Here is a 20,153-nt window from a genome sequence, read left to right as displayed (position 1 = left end):
GCCACCACAGTAGTGCTGAGCGCGTTCAGACGGCCTTCTTGGCGTACTTGGCCAGGAACCGGATCACGTCCGGCGTGATCTTGCGGTAGAAGCTGTCGTCGTGCCCGCCCGGCTTCACCACGCCGACCTCCGGCCTCTCCGCGCGGATGAACCGCCGGGTGCCCGCGGCGAACCGGTCGCGGTCGCCGACCCACAGGCCCAGGGCGGTCGGCCCGGTGGAGCGGGGGTGCCGCAACGGGTCCAGCGCGGCCCACTCGGCCTCGTCCTTGAACGCCCGCCGCCTGGCCATCTCCGGCCACGAGGTCATCAGGCCGGGGGAGATCGCGGCGGTCGCGGTGACCGGGTCACCGCGCTCGGCCCTGCGCCGGGCGTACACGAGCGCGCCGAAGCCGCCCATCGAGACGCCGGTGACGGCGAACGGGTCGCCGTAGCCGCGCTCGTGCAGCCAGCCGGGGACCTCGTCGAGCAGCATCCTCATCGGGTCGTCGCCGGGGACGTTCTCGTGCCAGTAGCTGTCGCCGCCGTCGACCGCGACGAAGCCGAACGCGGGCACCGAGCCCTTCGCCACGGCGTCGGCGAGGTTCTCGGCGATGTCGCCGACCGCGGCGTCACGGGCGTTGCCGTGCAGGCCGTGCAGCAGGATCGACATCGGCAGGCCGCGCGGGGCCGCGTTCGTGGGGGTGAAGAACGCCAGCGTCACCTCGCGGCGGCGGGCAGCCGAGTAGACGCGCTCGAAGCGGATCGCCGGCTCGACGCCGGTCCTGGCCGCCACGCGGTCGGTCGTGGCGATCTGGTGCTCGGTGGTGCGGTGGGCCGAGACGTGCACCGCGGTGCCGGCGGCGGTCGCGATGACGACGGCGACGGCCGCGAGCAGTGTGCGGCGGCTGTACCTCGGTTCCCCCATGCCCACCTCATCGCGCCGGTCGGGGTCCTCGTTTCTCAGAAGACGGAACGCGCGCGCAACGACGTCAGTTCCTCGTCGGAGAAACCCAGCCAGCGGAGCACTTGATCATTGTGCTGGCCGAGCTCCGGCACCGCACCCGGTGACCACTCGAAGCCGCGCACCGGCGGCGGCAGCACCCGTGCCGAACCACCGGGCACCGGCACGTCGGTCCACCCGCTGAGCTGCGGATGAGCGGGCAGTTCGGTGATCGGGCGGGTCAGCGCGGCCGGTACGTCGGCGGCGTCCAGCGCGGCCAGCAGCTCGGCCGCGGCCATGCCGGAGAAGGCCTGGTCGAGCAGCCGGTGCAGGTCGGCTCGATGCTCGACGCGGGAGCTGACTGTGGCGAACCTCTCCTGCGGTGCCAGGCCGATGAGAGCGCTCAACCGTTGCCACTGCCCGTCGTTCTGCACGGCCAGGTGCACCGAGCCGTCCGCGCAGGCCACCGGACCGTACGGCGCGATGCTCGGGTGGTGCGCACCGGAACGCGGCGCGGCGGCACCCGTGCCGACGGCGTAGAGCATCGGCTGGTGCATCCACTCGGCCAGCGCGTCGAACAACGACAGCCGCAGCCGGGTGCCCAGGCCGGTCCGCGCCTTCTGCAGCAACGCCGCCAGCACCGCCGCCTGCAGCTGCACCCCGGCCGCGATGTCCGCCACCGAGATCCCGGCGCGGGCCACCACGTCACCCTCGCCGGTCAGCGACACCAGGCCCGCCTCGGACTGCACCAGCGCGTCGAACGCCTTGCGGTCGGCGTACGGGCCGTCCCAGCCGTAGCCGGACAGCTCACCGACGACCAGGGTGTCCGGCAGCTCCAGCGCCAGCCGTTGCCACACCCGCGGCGACAGGTTGCACAGCAGCACGTCCGCCCGCTCGACCAGCCTGGTCAGCACCTCGCGGCCGGCGGGGTGGAAGAGGTCGAGCGACACCGACTCCTTGCCGATGTTCGTCCACGCGAAGTACGACGACACCTCGCCGCACGCCGAGTCGTAGTGCCGGGCGAAGTCACCGGTGCCCGGCCGTTCGACCTTGATGACGCGGGCGCCCAGGTCGGCCAGCAGCCGGGTCGCGTACGGCACGGCGACGGCCTGCTCCAGGCTCACCACCACGACACCGTCAAGCGGCCTCAACGACCCGCTCCCCGCCGGTGTAGACGTTCATCGAGTCGCCGCGCAGGAAACCGACCAGGGTCATGCCCTGCTCCTCGGCCAGCTCCACCGCGAGCGACGACGGCGCGGACACCGCGGCCAGCACCGCGATCCCGGCCATCGCGGCCTTCTGCACCAGCTCGAACGACGCCCGCCCGGACACCATCAGCACCGACCCGGTCAGCGGTACCAGGTCCTGCAGCACCGCCCAGCCCAGCACCTTGTCCACGGCGTTGTGCCTGCCCACGTCCTCGCGCACGACCAGCAGCTCGCCGTCGCGGAAGAGCCCGGCCGCGTGCAGCCCGCCGGTGGACTCGAAGACCTTCTGCCTGGCCCGCAACGCGTCCGGGAACGTCGTCAGCGCCTCCGGGGTGACCCGCACCGGGTCGGCGGCGGGCGAGTGTCGGGTCTTGAGCTTCACCGCGTCCAGCGCGCCCTTCCCGCACACGCCGCACGACGAGGTGGTGTAGAAGTTCCGCTCCACCCCGGTGTCCGGCTCCGGGACGCCGGGTGCCAGGGCCACGTCGAGCACGTTGTAGGTGTTCATCCCGTCCGGCCCGGTGCCCTCGCAGAACCGCGCGGTCGACACGTCCCTGGCGGACCCGATCACGCCCTCGCTGAGCAGGAAGCCGTGCGCGAGCTCGACGTCCTGGCCGGGTGTGCGCATCGTGACGGCCAACGCCCGCCCGTTGACGCGCAGCTCCATCGGCTCCTCGGCGGCCAGCGCGTCGACCCGCCGCCGCCGACCGCTCGACGACACCCGTTCGACCGCTCGGCGCACCGTCACTCGGCCCATGTGCACATCTCCTTCGGACCGCTATGTTCCCCACCGACCAGGCTACGTGGGAGGGATCTCGGGGCATGGACGACGTCGTGATCGTGGGAGGCGGCCACAACGGGCTCGTGGCGGCCGCGTACCTGGCCGGGGCCGGCAGGTCGGTGACGGTGCTGGAGAAGCTCCCGCACGTCGGTGGCGCGGCGGTGAGCGCGTCACCGTGGGCCGGTGTCGACGCCCGGCTCTCGCGGTTCTCCTACCTGGTCAGCCTGCTGCCGGACCGGATCGTCACGGATCTGGGTCTGAAACTCGCGCTCAAGTCCCGGGCGGCGTCCTCCTACACGCCCGACGGCAAGGGCGGGCTGCTGGTCGAACGATCGCCGGGCGAGGCGACCGTGCAGTCGTTCCAGAACGTGTGCGGTGACCTCGACGACTGGGAACGCTGGCAGCGCTGGTACGCCGACCTCGAACTGATGGCCCGTGCGCTGGCGCCGACGTTGCTGGAGCCGCTGGTGCCCAGGGACCACCTGCGCGTGCACGTGGACGCGGTGGCGCGCGGCCGGGTGTGGGAGCAGGTCTTCGAACGGCCGATCGGCGCCACGCTGCAGGAGCTGTTCGAGAACAACCTCGTGCGCGGGGTCGTCGCGACCGACGCGTTGATCGGCACGCACTCGTCGCTGCACTCGTTGCGCGCCAACAAGTGCTTCCTCTACCACGTCATCGGCAACGGCACGGGGGAGTGGAAGGTCCCGGTCGGTGGCATGGGCGCGGTCACCGCCGAGCTGGAACGGGCCGCGCGCGAGGCCGGCGCGAAGATCGTCACCGGCGTCGAGGTCACCTCCGTCGAGTCCGACGGCGAGACGGCGCGAGTCGAGCACAGCGACGGTGCGGTGGACGCCAGGTTCGTGTTGTCCAATGTGGCCCCCTCGGTGCTGGGACGGTTGCAGGGCAAGGAGGTCCGCGACGAGCCGGGCTGCCAGCTGAAGATCAACATGCTGCTGCGCAGGCTGCCGGAGCTGCGGTCCGGTGTGGACGCGCGGCTCGCGTTCGCCGGCACGTTCCACCTCGACGAGTCCTACGACCAGCTGGAGACCGCGTACCTGGAGAGCGCCGCCGGCCAGGTGCCGTCGGTGCTGCCGGGTGAGATGTACTGCCACTCGCTGACCGACCCGTCGATCCTCGGGCCGTCGCTCGCGGGTCACGAGACGTTGACGCTGTTCGGCCTGCACCTGCCTGCCTCGTTGTTCGAGGGCCGCAACGAGCAGCTGCGCGACGAGCTCGTCGCGCGGTACCTCGACCAGCTCAACGCCCACCTGGTCGAGCCGGTCCAGGACTGCCTCGCGGTGGACGCCGACGGCAAGCCGTGCATCGAGGCCCGCACCCCGCTGGACCTGGAGGAGGAGCTCGGACTGCCGGGTGGCAACATCTTCCACGGTGAGCTCGACTGGCCGTTCGCGGAGCGCGACGACGAGGTCGGCCGCTGGGGCGTGGAAACCGAGGTCGGCAACGTCTTCGTGTGCGGCGCGGGGTCCCGGCGCGGCGGCGGGGTCAGCGGCATCGGCGGCCACAACGCGGCACGGGCCGTGCTGGAACGCATTTGAGACATTCTTGATGACGTGAGGCGTCATCTCTGGTTACAGTGGTGCCGTGGGGGACTTCTACGGGATCGCGGAGATCGCCGACGCCATGGGCCTGAGCAGGCAGCTCGTCACGGTGTGGCGCAAGCGCCGCTCGCACGGCATCCCGGAGCCGGACGCGGAGCTCGCGTCCGGCCCGATCTGGCGCCGCGAGACGGTCGAGCCGTGGATCGACCGCACCCGCGGCCGGCTGGGCCTCGCCGGCGGTCCCGAGTCGGCGTCGCGCAGCCTGCGGTTGCGCACGAGCCGCCGGGTGCTGCGGCTGGCGGCGTTGATGCTGGAGGAACCCCTGCGGCCGCGCGTGCTGAACGAGGCCGCGGCCCAGTTGCGGGACCTGGCCCCCGAGATCGACTCGACGGCGGACGACGTGGTGGGGGCGTTGCTGCGCGAGCTGGTCGAGACGGTGCGCGACCCTGATGTGCCCGCCGAGCTGCTGCGGGTGCCGGTCATCGAGTCGTTGCCGCTGGTCACGGCGGTGGCGCGGAACTCGCCGGACTGGTGACGGGCGTATCTCAAGACTTCTATATCAAGGAACCTTGCTAAAGGGTTCTTGATATGCGTACCGTCGGTGGCATGACCGACGGACCTCTCACCGACCCGAAGGCGCTGCGGGCGCTCTCGCACCCGTTCCGCTGGAAGCTGATCCAACTGCTCGGCGAACAGGGGCCGCGCACCGCCACGCAGTGCTCCGCCGTGCTCGGCGAGAGCGTGGCCAGCTGCTCGTACCACCTGAACATGCTGGCCAAGTACGGCTTCGTGGAGGAGGTCGAGGGGCCTGGCCGGCAGAAGCCGTGGCGTGCGGTCAGCCGTCGGCAGATCATCTCGCCGGAGGGCCTCGACGAGGAAGGCGCCCTTGCGGCCGAGGCGGCCGGGATGGCGTTCCTGGACCAGGAGTTCGAGCGCATTCGGGAACGGACGCGCCAGCGCGAGCACGTCGCGCAGGAGTGGCGGGACTTCGTCGGCATCGACGGCCGCACCATGTTCGTCACCCAGGAGGAGATGGCGCAGCTGCATGCCGAGATGGCCGAGCTGCTCGACCGCTTCAACGAGCGGACAGGCGACCCGTCGCTGCGGCCAGAAGGCGCGCGGCCGGTCCGGCTCTTCCTGAGCGTCGCGGTCGCACCCGAGTAACCAACCCACACGAGGAGAACCGCTGTGCTGTCACACGACCATGCGTTTGCTATCGCGAAGTTGCGTCAGCAGGAGTTCGAGGCCGACGCGGCGGCGCGCCGGTTGGTCAAGCAGTCCGCCGAGGCTCCGGCAGAACCCGAACGGCGCCGGTTACGGCTGTCCGTCCGGGTCCGGCACGCCTGATCAGGCCGCGGGCTCCAGGCGCACGATGACCGACTTCGAGGTCGGCGTCCCGGAGATGTCCGCCTTGGAGTCCAGCGGCACCAACGGGTTCGCCTCCGGGAAGTACGTGGCCACGCACCCGCGCGCGGTCGAGTACGAGACGATCCGGAACGACTCGGCGCGGCGTTCGACGACGCCCGTCGGGTCGTCCTTCCACTCCGACACGATGTTGACCATCTGGCCGTCGGAGAACCCGAGCTCCACCAGGTCGTCCGGGTTCACGAACACCACCCGGCGGCCGTCCTTCACGCCCCGGTAGCGGTCGTCCAGGCCGTAGATCGTGGTGTTGTACTGGTCGTGGCTGCGCAGGGTCTGCATTAGCAGCCTGCCCTCCGGCACCTCGATCACGGTCAGCTCGTTCGCCGTGAAGTTCGCCTTGCCGGTCGACGTCGCGAACTCCTGCGAGTCGCGCGGCGGGTGCGGCAGCACGAAACCGTCGGGCTGGCGCACGCGCGTGTTGTAGTCGGCGCAACCCGGGACGACCCGCGCGATGTGCTCGCGGATGACGTCGTAGTCCTTCTCGAAGTCCTCCCAGGCGACCGGGTGCGACTTGCCGAGCACCTTGCGCGCCAGCCGGCAGACGATCGAGATCTCGGACAGGAGCTGCTCGGACGCGGGCTTGAGCCGGCCGCGCGAGCGGTGCACGACCGACATCGAGTCCTCGACCGTCACGAACTGCTCACCGGAGTGCTGCACGTCGCTCTCCGTGCGTCCCAACGCGGGCAGGATCAGCGCTGTCTTGCCGTGGACCACGTGCGAGCGGTTGAGCTTCGTGGAGACGTGCACGGTCAACGAGCACTGCTCCAGCGCCTTCTCGGTCACCGGGGTGTCCGGGGTGGCGCTCACGAAGTTGCCGCCCATCGCGATGAACACCTTGCCGCGGCCGTGGCGCATGGCGTTGATCGCGTCGACGGTGTCGTAACCGTGCTTGCGCGGCACCGGGATGCCGAACTCGGTCTCCAGCGCCTTGAGGAAGAGCTCCGGCATCTTCTCGTAGATGCCCATCGTGCGGTCGCCCTGCACGTTCGAGTGGCCGCGCACCGGGCACAGGCCCGCGCCCGGCTTGCCGATCATGCCGCGCAGGAACATCACGTTCGTGATCTCGCGGATCGTCGGCACGCTGTGCTTGTGCTGCGTGAGACCCATGGCCCAGCATGCGATGGTGGCCTTCGAGTCGACGAACATGCCGGCCACGCGGGTGATCTGCTCGCGGGTGAGGCCGGTCGCGGTGAGCACGCGGTCCCAGTCGAGCTCGCGCAGGCTCTCCGCGTAGGCCTCGAAGCCGTGCGTCTTGGCCTCGATGAACGCCTTGTCGACCTTGTCCCACTGCAGCAGCAGGTGCCCGATCGCCTGGAACAGCGCCTGGTCGCCGCCGACCTTGATCTGCACGAACTCGTCGCTCAGGGCGGTGCCCTTGCCGACGACGCCCGCGACGTTCTGCGGGTTCTTGAACCGCATCAGGCCCGCCTCCGGCAGCGGGTTGATCGCGATGATCTTCGCGCCGTTCTTCTTGGCGTCCTCGAGCGCGCTGAGCATGCGCGGGTGGTTGGTGCCGGGGTTCTGGCCGATCACCACGACCAGGTCGGCGAGGTCGAAGTCCTTGATCGACACCGAGCCCTTGCCGATGCCGATGGTCTCGATCAGCGCCGAGCCCGACGACTCGTGGCACATGTTCGAGCAGTCCGGCAGGTTGTTGGTGCCGAAGGAGCGGACCAGCAGCTGGTAGAGGAACGCCGCCTCGTTGCTGGTGCGGCCGGAGGTGTAGAAGATCGCCTCGTCCGGCGATGACAACGCTGTCAGCTCGTCGGCCACGAGCGTGAACGCGTCGTCCCAGCTGATCGGTGTGTAGTGCGTCGCACCCGGCCGCAGGACCATCGGCTCGGTGATGCGGCCCTGCTGGCCGAGCCAGTAGTCGGTCTTCGTCCGCAGGCTGTAGATGGAGTTCCGGGCGAAGAACTCCGGCCCGATGCGGCGCTTGGTGGCCTCCTCGGCCACCGCCTTCGCGCCGTTCTCGCAGAACTCCGCCATCTTGCGATGTCCCTGCGGCTCCGGCCAGGCGCAACCGGGGCAGTCGAACCCTTCACGCTGGTTGAGCAGGCGCAACGTCTTGACCGTCCGGCTGACGCCCATCTGCTCGACCGCGCGGTCGAGCGAGACGAGGACGCCGGGGATGCCCGCCGCCCAGGTCTTCGGCGTGGAGACTTCGAGCGCGGACTCGTCGACGTCGTGCTGCGGAGGCTTGCTGCTCATGTCCTTCATTCAACGCCGATCGACGTCGGCGCCGCCAGCGCCCCCGAAGAACGCGGCGGCGTCGCCATCACGGGCCCCAAGGGGTTGAACGGTCCGTGACGGTCAATTGTGATCGCCGTCACGGTCGCTCGGCACCTCTGAACGAGTGATCAGTCGCATCCACCCGTGTCGGGAATCGGTGCGTTGGACGCGAACCACTCCTCGGGCCCGCGTTCACTGCTCTCGCCGTCGCTCTTGCGCTTCTCGGTGAACATCGGCGCCAGGTAGCCGTCCTTTGACGCCCGGCAGGCCATCATGTAGTGGTAGCCGTCGACCTTGATGACCCACAGGCCCTCGGCGTCGAGCTGGAAGTCCACGTCTGCCCGCACCATCGCGAGCAGGTCGGTCTGCTCGAACAGCGAGTTCTTCATCTCGCCGGGGTCGAACGCGTAGGCGAACCGGTAGCTGGTGTGCACGACCGGCAGCCCGTTCTCGTCGCGACCGGGCCACATCCGCCCGTCCACCTTGACCGGCACCGGAAGCAGCTTCGTGCCCTCCTTGGTGCGCGTCCACAGGACCGTGTCGGTGATCGGCTCGACGTCCTCGGCCGACGGCTGCGCCAGCAGCGCGAGGAACGGCTCCCGGTCGCGCTCGACCACCATCCTCGGGTCCAGGTGCGCGGCGACGACGGCTTTGCGCACGGCCTCGTAGACCGGCGCGTACTCCGGGTCCTGGTCCGGCGCGACGATCCCGGCCTCGCCGTCGGCCCACTTCTCCGCAGGTGTGCGCGCGAACGGCTGCGAGGTGTCGACGCCCTTGTAGGCGCCCCGCAGGTCCGGCAGCGAGAGCTCGCCGAACCTGCCCGCCTGGTACAGCGCGGCCACCACCCCGATGATCACGACGAGCGCGACCGCGGACACGACCTTGCCGCCGTGCCTGCGCATGCGCGCCTGTCTGCGTTGCCTGCGGACCTCCTGCTTGGCGCGTCTGTTCGCCGCACGGATCCAGGCGTCGTCCTTCAGGTCGGGATGGTCTTCGATTCCCCCAGGGATGCTCACAGCCCGCGGATCTTAGGTGGTGGCCCGTGCGTTAGCAGGTATCTCGGTGTAAGTCGATAGCCAGGCCTCCGTAGACTTGTCAGCTGTGACTGAACTCGACACCGCAACCCAGCGTCCTGACCTCCCCGCCGCGTGGACTCCGGCGGAGGTAGAGGCGGAGCTGTACCAGCGGTGGGTCGACCGGCGGTACTTCGAGGCGGACGTCAAGAGCGACAAGCCGCCGTTCACGATCGTGCTGCCCCCGCCGAACGTCACCGGCAGCCTGCACATGGGCCACGCGATGAACCACAGCGTGATGGACGCGCTCACCCGGCGCCGCCGCATGCAGGGGTACGAGGTCCTGTGGCTGCCGGGCATGGACCACGCCGGCATCGCGACGCAGAACGCCGTCGAGCGCGACCTCGCGAAGCAGGGCCTGTCGCGGCAGGACCTCGGGCGCGAGAAGTTCGTCGAGCGCGTCTGGGAGTGGAAAGAGGAGTACGGCGGCAAGATCCTCGACCAGATGAAGCGGCTCGGCGACGGCATCGACTGGTCGCGCGAGCGCTTCACCATGGACGAGGGGCTCTCGCGCGCCGTCCAGACGATCTTCAAGAAGATGTACGACGACGGCCTGATCTACCAGGCCGAGCGGATCATCAACTGGTGCCCGCGCTGCCAGACGGCGCTCTCCGACATCGAGGTCGACCACAGCGAGGACGAGGGCGAGCTCGTCTCGATCCGCTACGGCGACGGTGACGCGTCGATCGTCGTCGCGACCACGCGCGCCGAGACGATGCTGGGTGACACCGCGGTCGCCGTCCACCCGGACGACGAGCGCTACCGGCACCTCATCGGCACCGAGGTCGAGCTGCCGCTGACCGGCCGCAGGATCCCGGTCGTCGCCGACTCCCACGTCGACCCGAAGTTCGGCACCGGCGCGGTCAAGGTCACCCCTGCCCACGACCCGAACGACTTCGAGATCGGCCAGCGCCACGGCCTGCCGAACCTCACGGTCATGGACGGCCGCGCCACCATCACGGCGAACGGCCCGTTCCTGGGCCTCGACCGGTTCGAGGCGCGTCCGGCGATCGTCGCCGCGTTGCGCGCCGAGGGCCGGATCGTCGCCGAGAAGCGGCCGTACGTCCACTCCGTCGGGCACTGCTCGCGGTGCAACACGGTCGTCGAGCCGCGCCTGTCGCTGCAGTGGTGGGTCAAGGTCGAGAGCATCGCGGCCAAGGCGTCGGCCGCCGTCCGCGACGGCCGCACCAAGATCCACCCGGCCGAGCTGAACAAGCGGTACTTCGACTGGACCGACAACCTGCACGACTGGTGCATCTCGCGCCAGCTGTGGTGGGGCCACCGGATCCCGGTCTGGTACGGCCCGGCCGGCGAGGTCGTCTGCGTCGGACCGGACGACGAGGTCCCGACCGGTGAGGGCTGGCGCCAGGACGAGGACGTCCTCGACACCTGGTTCTCCTCGGGCCTGTGGCCGTTCTCGACGCTGGGCTGGCCGGAGTCCACCGAGGACCTCCGCAAGTTCTACCCGACGTCCGTTCTCTCGACCGGCTACGACATCCTGTTCTTCTGGGTCGTCCGGATGATGATGTTCGGCCTGTACGCGATGGACGACGTCCAGCCGTTCGACCACGTCTTCCTGCACGGCCTCATCCGGGACCAGCACGGCAAGAAGATGTCGAAGTCCAAGGGCAACGGCATCGACCCGCTGGACTGGATGGAGCGCTACGGCGCCGACGCCACCCGGTTCACGTTGCTGCGCGGCACGAACCCCGGTTCGGACATGGCCGTCGCCGAGGAGTGGGCGGCCGGTTCCCGCAACTTCACCACGAAGCTGTGGAACGCCACCAGGTTCGCGCTCGCCAACGGTGCGACGGTCGCCCGTCCGCTGCCGGAGCGCTCCGAGCTGACGGCGGCCGACCGGTGGATCCTCGACGAGCTCGACGCTCTCGTGTCCACTGTGGACACGAACTTCGAGGCGTTCCAGTTCTCCCGTGCCTGTGAGGCGCTGTACAGCTTCACCTGGGACGAGTTCTGCGACTGGTACCTGGAGATCGCGAAGGTCCAGCTCGCCGACGGCCGGGTCGAGTCCACGCAGTCGGTCCTGGGCCACGTCCTGGACACGCTGCTGCGCCTGCTGCACCCGGCGATCCCGTTCATCACCGAGACGCTGTGGACCACGCTGACCGGCGAGGAGTCCCTCGTCATCGCCTCGTGGCCGACGCCGTCCGGTGCCGAGCGGGACGCGGACGCGAAGGCCGAGATCGAGGGCCTGAAGAAACTGGCCACCGAGATCCGCCGGTTCCGCTCCGAGCAGGGCCTCAAGCCGGGCCAGAAGGTCGCGGGCAAGGTCCGCGGCGCGTGCTGCGTCGGGTTGACCGACCAGGTGCCGTCGGTCCGCTCGATAACGCGCCTGACCGAGCCGGGGGAGGAGTTCACCGTCTCCGCCACGCTGGAGGTCGGCCTGCCCAAGGGCGCGGTGAAGGTCGAGCTGGACCTGTCCGGCGCGATCGACGTCGCCGCGGAGCGCAAGCGCCTCGCGAAGGACCTGGCCGTGGCGCAGAAGGAGCTCGAGGGCACGACGAAGAAGCTGGGCAACGAGGCGTTCCTCGCCAAGGCTCCCGCCGACGTCAAGGCCAAGATCGAGGAGCGCAAGGCCACCGCCGAGTCCGAGATCGCCCGCATCAACGAGCGCCTGGCCGCGCTGCCGGAGGCGTAACAACAGTGGACACCAACCTCGACGAGTTCCTCGACGTCGAGAACGAGCTCAACCAGCGCTGGCCCGAGACGAAGCTCGAGCCGTCGCTGGACCGGATCAAGGCGCTGGCGCACGTGCTGGGCGACCCCCAGACGAGCTACCCGGTCGTGCAGCTGACGGGCACGAACGGCAAGACGTCGACGTCGCGCATGGTCGATGCGCTCTTCACGCGCATCGGCCTGCGCACCGGCCGCTACACGAGCCCGCACCTGCAGCTCGCGACCGAGCGGATCAGCCTGGACAACCAGCCGGTCAGCCCGGAGCGCTACGTCGAGGTCTTCCGCGACATCGAGCCGTACGTCGCGATGGTCGACACCCGGTCCGAGATCCGGATGAGCAAGTTCGAGGTGCTCACCGGCATGGCCTACGCCGCCTTCGCCGACGCACCGGTCGACGTCGCGGTCGTCGAGGTCGGCATGGGCGGCACGTGGGACGCGACCTCGATCGCGGACGCCCGCATCGCGATCCTCACGCCGATCTCCATCGACCACACCGAGTACCTGGGCAACCGGGTCGAGGACATCGCGACCGAGAAGGCCGGCATCATCAAGCCCGGCTCGGTCGCCGTGATCGGTGAGCAGACCCCGGAAGCGATGAGGGTGGTCCTGGAGCGGGTGGCCGAGGTCGACGCCACGGTCGCGCGCTTCGGCAGCGAGTTCGGCGTCGTCTCCCGCGCGGTCGCCGTCGGCGGCCAGCTCGTGACGCTGCAGGGACTCGGCGGCGTCTACGAGGACATCTTCCTGCCGCTGCACGGCGAGCACCAGGCCGCGAACGCCGCACTGGCACTGGCCGCGGTGGAGGCGTTCTTCGGCGCCGGCGCCGACCGCCAGCTCGACATCGAGGCGATCCGCGAAGGCTTCGCCACGGTCGTCTCGCCCGGTCGCCTCGAACGCGTCCGCTCCGCGCCGAACGTCTTCGTCGACGCCGCGCACAACCCGCACGGCGCGGCGGCGCTGGCTCGCGCCCTGGAGTCCGAGTTCGGCTTCCGCAAGCTCGTGGCCGTCGTCGCCGTGATGTCCGACAAGGACGCCGAGGGCATCCTCTCCGCACTCGAACCGGTCGTCTCCGAGCTGGTGATCACCACCAACTCCTCCCCGCGCGCCATGGACCCCGACGTGCTGGCCGGCCTCGCCGTCCCGATCTTCGGCGAGGACCGCTTCGAGGTCCGCCCCCGCCTGGTCGACGCCATCGACGAGGCCATCCACCTCACCGAGGAGGAACTGTCCGGCGGCGGCGTCATCGTCACCGGCTCCGTCGTCACCGCGGGCGAGGCCCGTGCCCTGTTCGGAAAGGAGCCGGCGTGAGCGACACCCCCGTTCCGGCACCGGTGCCCAAGAAGGACCCGATGAAGGCCTTCCGCGGCATCATGGCGGGCACCCTCATCCTCGAGGTCATCGTCGTGGCACTGGCCCTGCCGGTCATCGCGAAGCTGCACGGCGGCGTCACCTCGCTCGTCGGCTGGGTGACGTTCGGCTTCATCGCCGCCTTCATCGCCCTGTGCGCCTTCGTCCGCCGCCCCTGGGCCATCGCGGTCCTGGTGGCCCTGCACGTCCTGCTGATCGCGACCTGGATCCTGCTGCCGGCGCTGGGCGTCATCGGCGTGATCTTCGCGCTGGTGTGGGCCTACCTGCTGTGGCTGCGCAAGGACCTGCTCAAGCGGATGGCCGAGGGACGCCTGCCGTCCCAGCAACAACAGGCCTGAGGTCGGCTGGCCGCTTGGTGCCACTTCATCCGATCGTGCCGTGAACCCGGGACGCCCCCTGTTGATCGGCGGTATGATTTTCGCCGCACGAATCCGCAGGGGGAAGGTCTGGGGCATGAGCGGGACCAAGGTCGATCTGGACACACTGCGCGCCGCCATCAAGGAGTACGAGGCGATCCTCGCCGAGCTCGTGACCGCCGAGCAGACCGGCAACGCGCTGGTCGCCGTCAAGGCAGCCGGCCTGGACCGGCCGAGCGTCGTCTACGCGGGTCACGCCGTCACCGCGGGCAGCATGCACCAGCAGTCGAACAAGCAGCTCCAGCTGACGCTGGACGCCAGGATCAAGAACCTCACGGCGACGCTCAAGCAGTACGAGCGCACCGAGCAGGGCAACGAAGCCGACATGAAGCCGAGGGACTGAGCCGGTGCAGATCCGAACGATCGTCGCCGGCACCGCCGCTCTCGCCCTGCTGGCCGGGTGCGGCAGCAGCGGTGGCACCACCGGCACCCCGACGCCCACCTCCCAGCCGACCGGCACCGGCCAGAGCGGCGGGGCGCCGAAGGTCGGCACCCCGCTCGACGTCACGGTCTTCGAGGCCGCGCCGTGCACCGCGGTCACCCCCGCCCAGGTCGAGGCGTTCGGGCTGACCGGCGTCACCGGCAAGGTGAACACCACCGCCCCCGGCAAGGCGTGCCTGTGGACCGGTGTGAACACGGCGGCCAGGTCGTCTCCCGGTCTGGTGATCCTGCCGGACGGCACGAACCTCGGCACCATCTACGCCAACAAGGACAACGGCACCTATGCCGCGTTCGAGGAGCTGCCCGCCATCCAGGGCTACCCGGCCGCGTTGACCTTGGCAGCTGATCTGCGCGCGCAGGGCAACTGCGAGATCTCCGTCGGTGTCTCCGACGACAGGGCCATCCTCTTCACCTTCAGCAGTCTGAGCGGCAGCCCCCGCTTCGCTGACCCGTGCGGCTCGCTCACCGAGTTCGCGAATCTGGCGATCACCACGATCAAGGCAGGTGCGAAATGACACGGCCCGCGCCCAGCTGCGCCACAGAGGACAACACCCGCGCGGACGGGTTCACCGGGCACCAGATCTACGCCCAGATGCACGGTGGCCCCGGCACCGGCTCCGCCCAGCACGCGGCGGACAAGGCCACCGAGCTCGGTCAGACCTACGCGCAGCTGGAGGCGCGGCTGAAGCGGGTCGGCGAGACGCTGGGCGAGTCGTGGACCGGTGCGAGCGCCGACGCCGCGCAGACGGCGGGCAACCCGATCAACCAGGCCATGATCCAGATGCAGGACGCGCTGCGGCAGGCCGACCAGTCGTTGTCGAACCAGGTCTACCAGTTCAACTACAACAAGGCGCAGCTGCGGAACATGCCGGAGAAGGCGCCGGACACGGGTTTCTGGGACGACGTCACGCCCTGGGACACCGACACCGAGGACGCGGCGAACAAGTACCAGGGCGACGAGGCGCACAACCGCCGCATCTACACCGAGTTCCAGGGCGCGAGCAACACCAACCGCGGTGAGCTGCCGCAGGAGTTCCCCGGTGTCACGGCGGACAACCTGAACGTCCAGGTCGTCGACAACAGCGGCAGCAACAACCAGAACAACACCACGAACACGAGCGGCATCACCCGCCCGTCCGGCAGCACCGGCTTCCCGAGCCCCACCGGTTCCCCGCAGGGCCCCACCGGCAGCACCTTCACCCCGCCGACCGGCATCGGCAACGGCGACACCACCACCAGCTGGTCCCCCGGCGGCGGCACCGGCGGTGGTGGCGGCGGAGGCGGCGGCGGTCTCAAGCCCGGTGGCGACCTCGGTCTGGGCACCAACAAGCCCCCGATCGGCAGCGTCATCGACCGCCCGATCACCGCGGGCATCCCGCCGATCGGTGTGCCCGGCGGTCCGGATGGCGGCGGACGCGGTCCGGCGGTCGGTGCGGGCGGCGGCAAGCTCGGCGGACCGGGTGCGGGTGGCGGTGGCAAGTTCGGCACCGGCGGCCTCGGCGGCAGCGCGGGTACGGGCACGGGTACCGGCAGCGGCACGGGCAGCCAGCCCGGCAACAAGGCCGGCATGTTCAGCGGCATGGGTGAGAACGCCAACGCCGCCAACCGCGCGGGTGCAACAGCCGGCGCGGCGGGCAAGGCCGGTGCGGCCGGCATGGGCGGCATGGGTGGCGCCGGTGCCAGGGGCCAGGGGGACGAGGACAAGGAGCACAAGTCCGCGGACTACCTGGTCACCGAGGAGAACACCAACGAGCTCATCGGTGACATGCCGATGGTCGCACCGCCGACGATCGGGGGGTGAGCGTGCTTCGATCCTCCATCCAGCTGTCGGACCTCGCGTTCGACGTGCTGTGGAAGCAGGAGCGGCTGGGCCGGTTCCACCCGGCGCTGCACGTGGAGTCGCCGGGGGAGACCGAGGACGAGCGCGCGGTGATCGAGCGCGACGTCATCGGCGAGCTGCGCCGGGTGGGCCTGGACCACCCGGACGTGCGCGGCACGTTGCACCTGATCGCCAAGGCCGACGCGGACTACTCGGCGTGGATCGCGGTCACGCCGAACGAGACCCGGCCGGTGGTGGTCGCGGCGAACTCGCAGCACGGCGTGCTCGCGTTGCACGAGGACGGGTTCGTGCAGCTGCACCCGATCCGGCCGGAGAACGCGCCGGAGGTGCTCGCGATGCAGCTGCCCGACGTCCCCGCCGGCAAGGGTGCGTCGATCAACGTGCACGAGTCGGAGATCAACACGCACCAGCCGGGCAAGGCGTCGTCGTCGATGGCGCTGCGGCAGCTGCTGGCCCAGCCCCGCAAGGGTACGGCGAAGCTGTACACGGCCCGGCGCAGCGGCGACGAACGCCAGCGCGCCAAGAGCTTCCTCACCACGATCGACTTCGAGGACGGCCGCTGGCTCGTGGTCAAGTACACCGACCAGAACCAGCAGACGTGGGTGCACGCCACGCCCGCCTCGCGCCAGATCATCACCGACTGGCTCAAGCGCCTGACGTGACCGCGCGCCGGCCGGGGTGGACGCGAAGTTCACCCCGGGTTCGGCCGCCGGTCAGAAGCGGCGACTAGAAACCGCGCATGACCTTCGACCGACGCACGTTGTTCAAGGCAGGCGCACTGGGCACCGCGGCAGCGCTGGTGCCGAACGGGATCGGCCTCGCGAAGACGGACCGGCCGCTGCTCACCCACGGCGTGCAGTCCGGTGACGTCACCTGGGACGGTGGCATCGTCTGGACCCGCGCCGACCGTCCCTCCCGGATGCTCGTCGAGGTGTCCAACGACCCGCAGTTCCGCTTCTCCCGGCGCATCCGCGGTCCGTTGCTCACACCGGAGACCGGCGGTACCGGCCACGTCCGCGTGTCGAGCCTGCTGCCCGGCCGCCGCGCCTACTACCGCGTCACCGCCGAGGACCTGCACGGCCGCACCCGCAGCGCGCCCGTCACCGGCAGCTTCACCACCGCCCCGCTCGGCCGCGACGAGGTGCGGTTCGTGTGGTCCGGTGACGTCGCCGGCCAGGGCTGGGGCATCAACCCGGACCTCGGCGGCATGCCGATCTTCTCCGCGATGGCCGACCGCCGCCCCGACTTCTTCATCCACAGCGGCGACAGCGTCTACTCCGACAACCCGATGAAGGAGTCGGTGACGCTGCCGGACGGCCGGATCTGGCGCAACGTCGTCACGCCGGAGAAGCTCAAGGTCGCCGAGACGCTCGACGAGTACCGCGGCCAGTTCGCCTACAACCTGCTCGACGACAACGTCCGCCGGTTCGCCGCCGAGGTGCCGGTCTTCGCGCAGTGGGACGACCACGAGGTCACCAACAACTGGTATCCGGGTGAGATTCTCGACAACCCGCTCTACACCGAGAAGCGCGTGGACGTGCTGGCACAGCGGGCTTTCCAGGCGTTCCACGAGTGGATGCCGATCGACCGCCACCGCGCCGTGGACGGTCGCGTGTACCGGAAGTTCGCCTACGGCCGCAACGTCGAGGTGTTCGTGCTCGACATGCGCACCTACAAGGACCGCAACACCTCGCCGAAGGACCAGCCGGGCGTCATCCTCGGTGCGGCACAGGCGAAGTGGCTCGTCGACAGCCTCGCCCGCAGCACCGCCACGTGGAAGGTGATCGCCGCCGACCTGCCGATCGGCCTGACCGTCCCGGACGGCGCGGACATCGAGGGCGTCGCGAACGGCCTGCCGGGCGCACCGAACGGCCGCGAGCACGAGATCGCGTGGGTGCTGCGTGAGATCAAGAGGCGCCGGGTGCGCAACACGGTGTGGCTGACCGCGGACGTCCACTACACCGCCGCCCACCACTACTCCCCGGACCGCGCCGCCGTCGGCGACTTCGACCCCTTCTGGGAGTTCGTCTCCGGCCCGCTGCACTCCGGCGCGTTCGGCCCGAACACGCTCGACCCGACGTTCGGCCCGGAAGCGGTCTTCGTGCACGCCCCACCGGCCGCCAACACCACCCCGCTCGACGGTTTCCAGCACTTCGGCGAGGTCAAGGCCGACCGCGACGAGTTCACGGTCTGGCTGCGCGACGCAACCGGCGCAGCGCTCTGGTCCAAAACGCTCAAGGCGCGCTGAAGATCGCAATAGGGTCGGTGGGTGCCCATCACGTTCGACACCACCGGTTTCCAGCAACTCGACCAGCACACCTGGCTGCACGGAGGCGGTGACCGGCTCGCGCTGACCGTCTACGACGGCCCGGCCGACCTGCCGGTGGGGCTGGACGACCTGCCAGGACTGCGACGTGAGCTCGCGGTCCGCTACGCCCCGACGGGCTGTCTCGTCGAGGCGCAGGTCGTCCAGCTCGGCGACGTGCCCGCGTTGCTGCAGATCGCGAAGATGCCGCTCGGCAACCGGCCGGGCCAGGCGTTCGGCCTCTCGCTCACCGTGCAGGGCGTGAACGCGCACGCGGTGCTGTCGCTCGTGGCGGAGGAGCGCGGCACGACCGGCATGCGCGAGGGCGTGCTGGCGGCCGAGATCGGTTTCCAGCGCTGGGTCCTGCCGCACCCCTACGCGCCGCAGCTGCAGAGCAAGCTCCCGTTCCACGCGGGCGACGACCCGCGGTTCGACAGCCGCTTCCCCGACCACCCGTTGTCGCGCGTGCGCCGGTTGGTGCACCAGCTCGTGGGCACCGCACGGGTCGATCCGGCGTTCGTGGCACCGCCGCAGCCGGAGCTTCCGCCCGAGGTCGACGCGATGTTCCACTCCCAGCTGACCACCGCCGAGTGCGGCTTCCCGGTCAACGGCCACATCGCGCTCCAGGTCGGCGAACGCACCACGTACTGGAAGCTGCTCGACGAGGCCGTGCCGCACCGGCTGGGCCGCGGCACCCTGGGGCGTTCCCCGCACGGCGACGCCCGGTTCCGCGAGGTGCTGATGGTCGACGAACGCACCGGAACCGCCCTGATGATGGACCGGTTCATGACCGACGGCGCCTCGCTGGGCGTCCAGACCACGCTGCAGCCGGTCTCCCGCGATGAGGCGTACGCGGCCGTCACCCCGGAGGCCCTGGCGGAGGCCTACCGCGGTCTCGGCCGGCTGGCCGACATGGCCAACGGCCGCAACGAGTACCTCACGATCGAACCGATCACGCACCAGGCCGGGCGGTCGGAGCCGTTCGCGATGCTGGGCGTGCAGCACCACGAGGGCGAGGACATCGTGCTCGTCTCGTGCTCCCCGGCGCCCTCGCAGAACACGCCGTTCAAGGGCAGCCCCGGCATCAACGCGGTCATCACGCCGGAGACCTTGCGCGGCATCGGTGAGCTCGCGATGCAGGCGATGCTCGAATGGGGCCCGCACCCGTTGGACATGGCGGTCACCTTCCACCGCTACGACGGCACCACGGAGGCGCAGGCCACCCCGGAGAGCGTCACGGACGAGGTGCGGGCGCAGTTCAGCGGGCAGCTGGCCAAGGCCGTGCCGGGGATGGTGATCGGCGGCCACGTCGCAGTGCAGCAGGGCGAGCAGCGCACCTACTGGCGGCTGCCGGACGAGGAGCTCTCCGGGCGGCTCGGCCTCGGTGTGCTGACCCGGGACCACTCACCGGGTCACCGGTTCCGCGACGTCGTGCTGCTGGACCGGCAGAGCGGCGAGTTGCTGGTCCCGAACCGCTATGGCGACACCACGACCGGAACCAAGTCCGTGCTCACGCAGGTGAGTGCGGAGGAGGCGATGGCGGCGGCCACGCCGGAAGCGTGCGAGGAGGCGTTCGAGCGGCTCGGCCGATGCGTGTACAGCGCGGCGAAGCGTGGTGAGTTCCTGTTCGTCGAGCTGGTGGAGAACGAGCTGAAGCAGGACCCGCACGTGCTGCTGGCCGTGCTGGGCTTCTTCGACGACGAGCCGGTCGCGGTCGCCTCCGCCTCGCCCGCGCCCTCGGCGAACACCCGGTTCAACGGCCTGCCGACGCTGGAGGGGCCCGCGACACCGCAGACCGTGGCCGGACTCGGCGCGCTCGCGTTGCAGGCGATCACCGACTGGGGCGTGCACCCGCTGCACGTGGTGCCGACCTACCACCGTCCCACCCGCTGACC

At 70.2% G+C, this 20,153-nt stretch carries 18 protein-coding genes; 13 read left to right on the top strand and 5 right to left on the bottom strand.

What is annotated here, in order from left to right; all coding sequences use genetic code 11:
- Positions 1–25: 25 nt before the first annotated feature.
- The 3 genes from BBK82_RS04610 to fdhD are packed head-to-tail and all read right to left on the bottom strand — an operon-like array spanning position 26 to position 2,884.
- Positions 26–904, bottom strand: coding sequence for an alpha/beta hydrolase (locus BBK82_RS04610; RefSeq protein WP_065913880.1), 879 nt, complete (start codon positions 902–904; stop codon positions 26–28).
- Between the two features lie 35 nt (positions 905–939).
- On the bottom strand, positions 940–2,070 hold the full coding sequence (locus tag BBK82_RS04605) for a CaiB/BaiF CoA transferase family protein (RefSeq protein ID WP_065913879.1): 1,131 nt from the start codon (positions 2,068–2,070) through the stop codon (positions 940–942).
- The gene (gene fdhD, locus BBK82_RS04600) at positions 2,057–2,884 is read right to left on the bottom strand and encodes a formate dehydrogenase accessory sulfurtransferase FdhD (protein ID WP_065913878.1); all 828 of its coding nucleotides are present in this window, start codon (positions 2,882–2,884) and stop codon (positions 2,057–2,059) included. The genes BBK82_RS04605 and fdhD overlap by 14 nt, the downstream gene beginning before the upstream one ends.
- Before the next feature lie 65 nt (positions 2,885–2,949).
- On the opposite strand from fdhD, the gene BBK82_RS04595 reads away from it, so the two are divergent.
- The 4 genes from BBK82_RS04595 to BBK82_RS49730 all read left to right on the top strand — a co-directional run bounded on the left by BBK82_RS04595 (position 2,950) and on the right by BBK82_RS49730 (position 5,814).
- A complete protein-coding gene (locus BBK82_RS04595) occupies positions 2,950–4,464 on the top strand; it encodes a phytoene desaturase family protein (protein ID WP_065913877.1) in 1,515 nt (504 codons plus the stop codon).
- Between the two features lie 46 nt (positions 4,465–4,510).
- Positions 4,511–5,002, top strand: coding sequence for a hypothetical protein (locus BBK82_RS04590; RefSeq protein ID WP_065913876.1), 492 nt, complete (start codon positions 4,511–4,513; stop codon positions 5,000–5,002).
- Between the two features lie 71 nt (positions 5,003–5,073).
- Positions 5,074–5,631: a winged helix-turn-helix domain-containing protein gene (locus BBK82_RS04585; protein ID WP_065920812.1), complete on the top strand. Its 558-nt coding sequence runs from the start codon at positions 5,074–5,076 to the stop codon at positions 5,629–5,631.
- A gap of 24 nt (positions 5,632–5,655) precedes the next feature.
- A complete protein-coding gene (locus BBK82_RS49730; protein WP_154697062.1) occupies positions 5,656–5,814 on the top strand; it encodes a hypothetical protein in 159 nt (52 codons plus the stop codon).
- Here BBK82_RS49730 and BBK82_RS04580 read toward each other — a convergent pair whose 3' ends face one another.
- Both BBK82_RS04580 and BBK82_RS04575 read right to left on the bottom strand, forming a co-directional pair.
- Complete coding sequence (locus tag BBK82_RS04580; RefSeq protein ID WP_065913875.1) at positions 5,815–8,103, bottom strand: FdhF/YdeP family oxidoreductase; 2,289 nt, start codon at positions 8,101–8,103, stop codon at positions 5,815–5,817. It lies immediately after the preceding gene.
- Between the two features lie 149 nt (positions 8,104–8,252).
- The gene (locus BBK82_RS04575) at positions 8,253–9,140 is read right to left on the bottom strand and encodes a hypothetical protein (protein WP_065913874.1); all 888 of its coding nucleotides are present in this window, start codon (positions 9,138–9,140) and stop codon (positions 8,253–8,255) included.
- An 85-nt stretch (positions 9,141–9,225) separates the two neighbouring features.
- Here BBK82_RS04575 and BBK82_RS04570 point away from each other — a divergent pair, with 85 nt between their 5' ends.
- The 9 genes from BBK82_RS04570 (at position 9,226) to BBK82_RS49725 (ending at position 20,151) form a co-directional block, all read left to right on the top strand.
- Positions 9,226–11,853: a valine--tRNA ligase gene (locus BBK82_RS04570; RefSeq protein ID WP_065913873.1), complete on the top strand. Its 2,628-nt coding sequence runs from the start codon at positions 9,226–9,228 to the stop codon at positions 11,851–11,853.
- A 5-nt stretch (positions 11,854–11,858) separates the two neighbouring features.
- Positions 11,859–13,196, top strand: coding sequence for a bifunctional tetrahydrofolate synthase/dihydrofolate synthase (folC, locus tag BBK82_RS04565; RefSeq protein WP_065913872.1), 1,338 nt, complete (start codon positions 11,859–11,861; stop codon positions 13,194–13,196).
- 41 nt (positions 13,197–13,237) lie between these two features.
- Positions 13,238–13,594: a DUF4233 domain-containing protein gene (locus BBK82_RS04560; protein WP_065920811.1), complete on the top strand. Its 357-nt coding sequence runs from the start codon at positions 13,238–13,240 to the stop codon at positions 13,592–13,594.
- A gap of 115 nt (positions 13,595–13,709) precedes the next feature.
- Positions 13,710–14,015: a PE domain-containing protein gene (locus BBK82_RS04555; RefSeq protein ID WP_065913871.1), complete on the top strand. Its 306-nt coding sequence runs from the start codon at positions 13,710–13,712 to the stop codon at positions 14,013–14,015.
- 4 nt (positions 14,016–14,019) lie between these two features.
- Complete coding sequence (locus tag BBK82_RS04550) at positions 14,020–14,628, top strand: DUF3558 domain-containing protein (protein WP_065913870.1); 609 nt, start codon at positions 14,020–14,022, stop codon at positions 14,626–14,628.
- Positions 14,625–15,914, top strand: a complete 1,290-nt coding sequence (locus tag BBK82_RS04545; RefSeq protein ID WP_065913869.1) for a WXG100 family type VII secretion target — start codon at positions 14,625–14,627, stop codon at positions 15,912–15,914. Before BBK82_RS04550 ends, BBK82_RS04545 begins: the two co-directional genes overlap by 4 nt.
- Entirely contained in the window at positions 15,911–16,615 is a 705-nt protein-coding gene (locus BBK82_RS04540) for an ESX secretion-associated protein EspG (protein ID WP_065913868.1), read from the top strand. Before BBK82_RS04545 ends, BBK82_RS04540 begins: the two co-directional genes overlap by 4 nt.
- A 77-nt stretch (positions 16,616–16,692) precedes the next feature.
- Positions 16,693–18,201 carry an alkaline phosphatase D family protein gene (locus tag BBK82_RS04535; RefSeq protein ID WP_065913867.1) on the top strand — a complete coding sequence of 503 codons (1,509 nt, stop codon included), beginning with the start codon at positions 16,693–16,695 and terminating at the stop codon, positions 18,199–18,201.
- A 21-nt stretch (positions 18,202–18,222) separates the two neighbouring features.
- Positions 18,223–20,151 (top strand): hypothetical protein, encoded by a 1,929-nt coding sequence (locus tag BBK82_RS49725; protein ID WP_065913866.1) that lies wholly within the window; start codon positions 18,223–18,225, stop codon positions 20,149–20,151.
- Positions 20,152–20,153 lie beyond the last annotated feature (2 nt).

This window comes from Lentzea guizhouensis, assembly GCF_001701025.1.
Classification (GTDB): domain Bacteria; phylum Actinomycetota; class Actinomycetes; order Mycobacteriales; family Pseudonocardiaceae; genus Lentzea; species Lentzea guizhouensis.
Note: the sequence above shows the minus strand (reverse complement) of the source record. Positions and strands in the feature narration are given on the sequence as shown.

Coding starts and splice junctions, on each gene's coding strand:
- BBK82_RS04610 (WP_065913880.1), bottom strand. CDS start 904: ATGGGGGAACCGAGGTACAGCCGCCGCACACTGCTCGCGGCCGTCGCC.
- fdhD (WP_065913878.1), bottom strand. CDS start 2,884: ATGGGCCGAGTGACGGTGCGCCGAGCGGTCGAACGGGTGTCGTCGAGC.
- BBK82_RS04595 (WP_065913877.1), top strand. CDS start 2,950: ATGGACGACGTCGTGATCGTGGGAGGCGGCCACAACGGGCTCGTGGCG.
- BBK82_RS04585 (WP_065920812.1), top strand. CDS start 5,074: ATGACCGACGGACCTCTCACCGACCCGAAGGCGCTGCGGGCGCTCTCG.
- BBK82_RS04580 (WP_065913875.1), bottom strand. CDS start 8,103: ATGAGCAGCAAGCCTCCGCAGCACGACGTCGACGAGTCCGCGCTCGAA.
- BBK82_RS04560 (WP_065920811.1), top strand. CDS start 13,238: ATGAAGGCCTTCCGCGGCATCATGGCGGGCACCCTCATCCTCGAGGTC.
- BBK82_RS04555 (WP_065913871.1), top strand. CDS start 13,710: ATGAGCGGGACCAAGGTCGATCTGGACACACTGCGCGCCGCCATCAAG.
- BBK82_RS04545 (WP_065913869.1), top strand. CDS start 14,625: ATGACACGGCCCGCGCCCAGCTGCGCCACAGAGGACAACACCCGCGCG.
- BBK82_RS04535 (WP_065913867.1), top strand. CDS start 16,693: ATGACCTTCGACCGACGCACGTTGTTCAAGGCAGGCGCACTGGGCACC.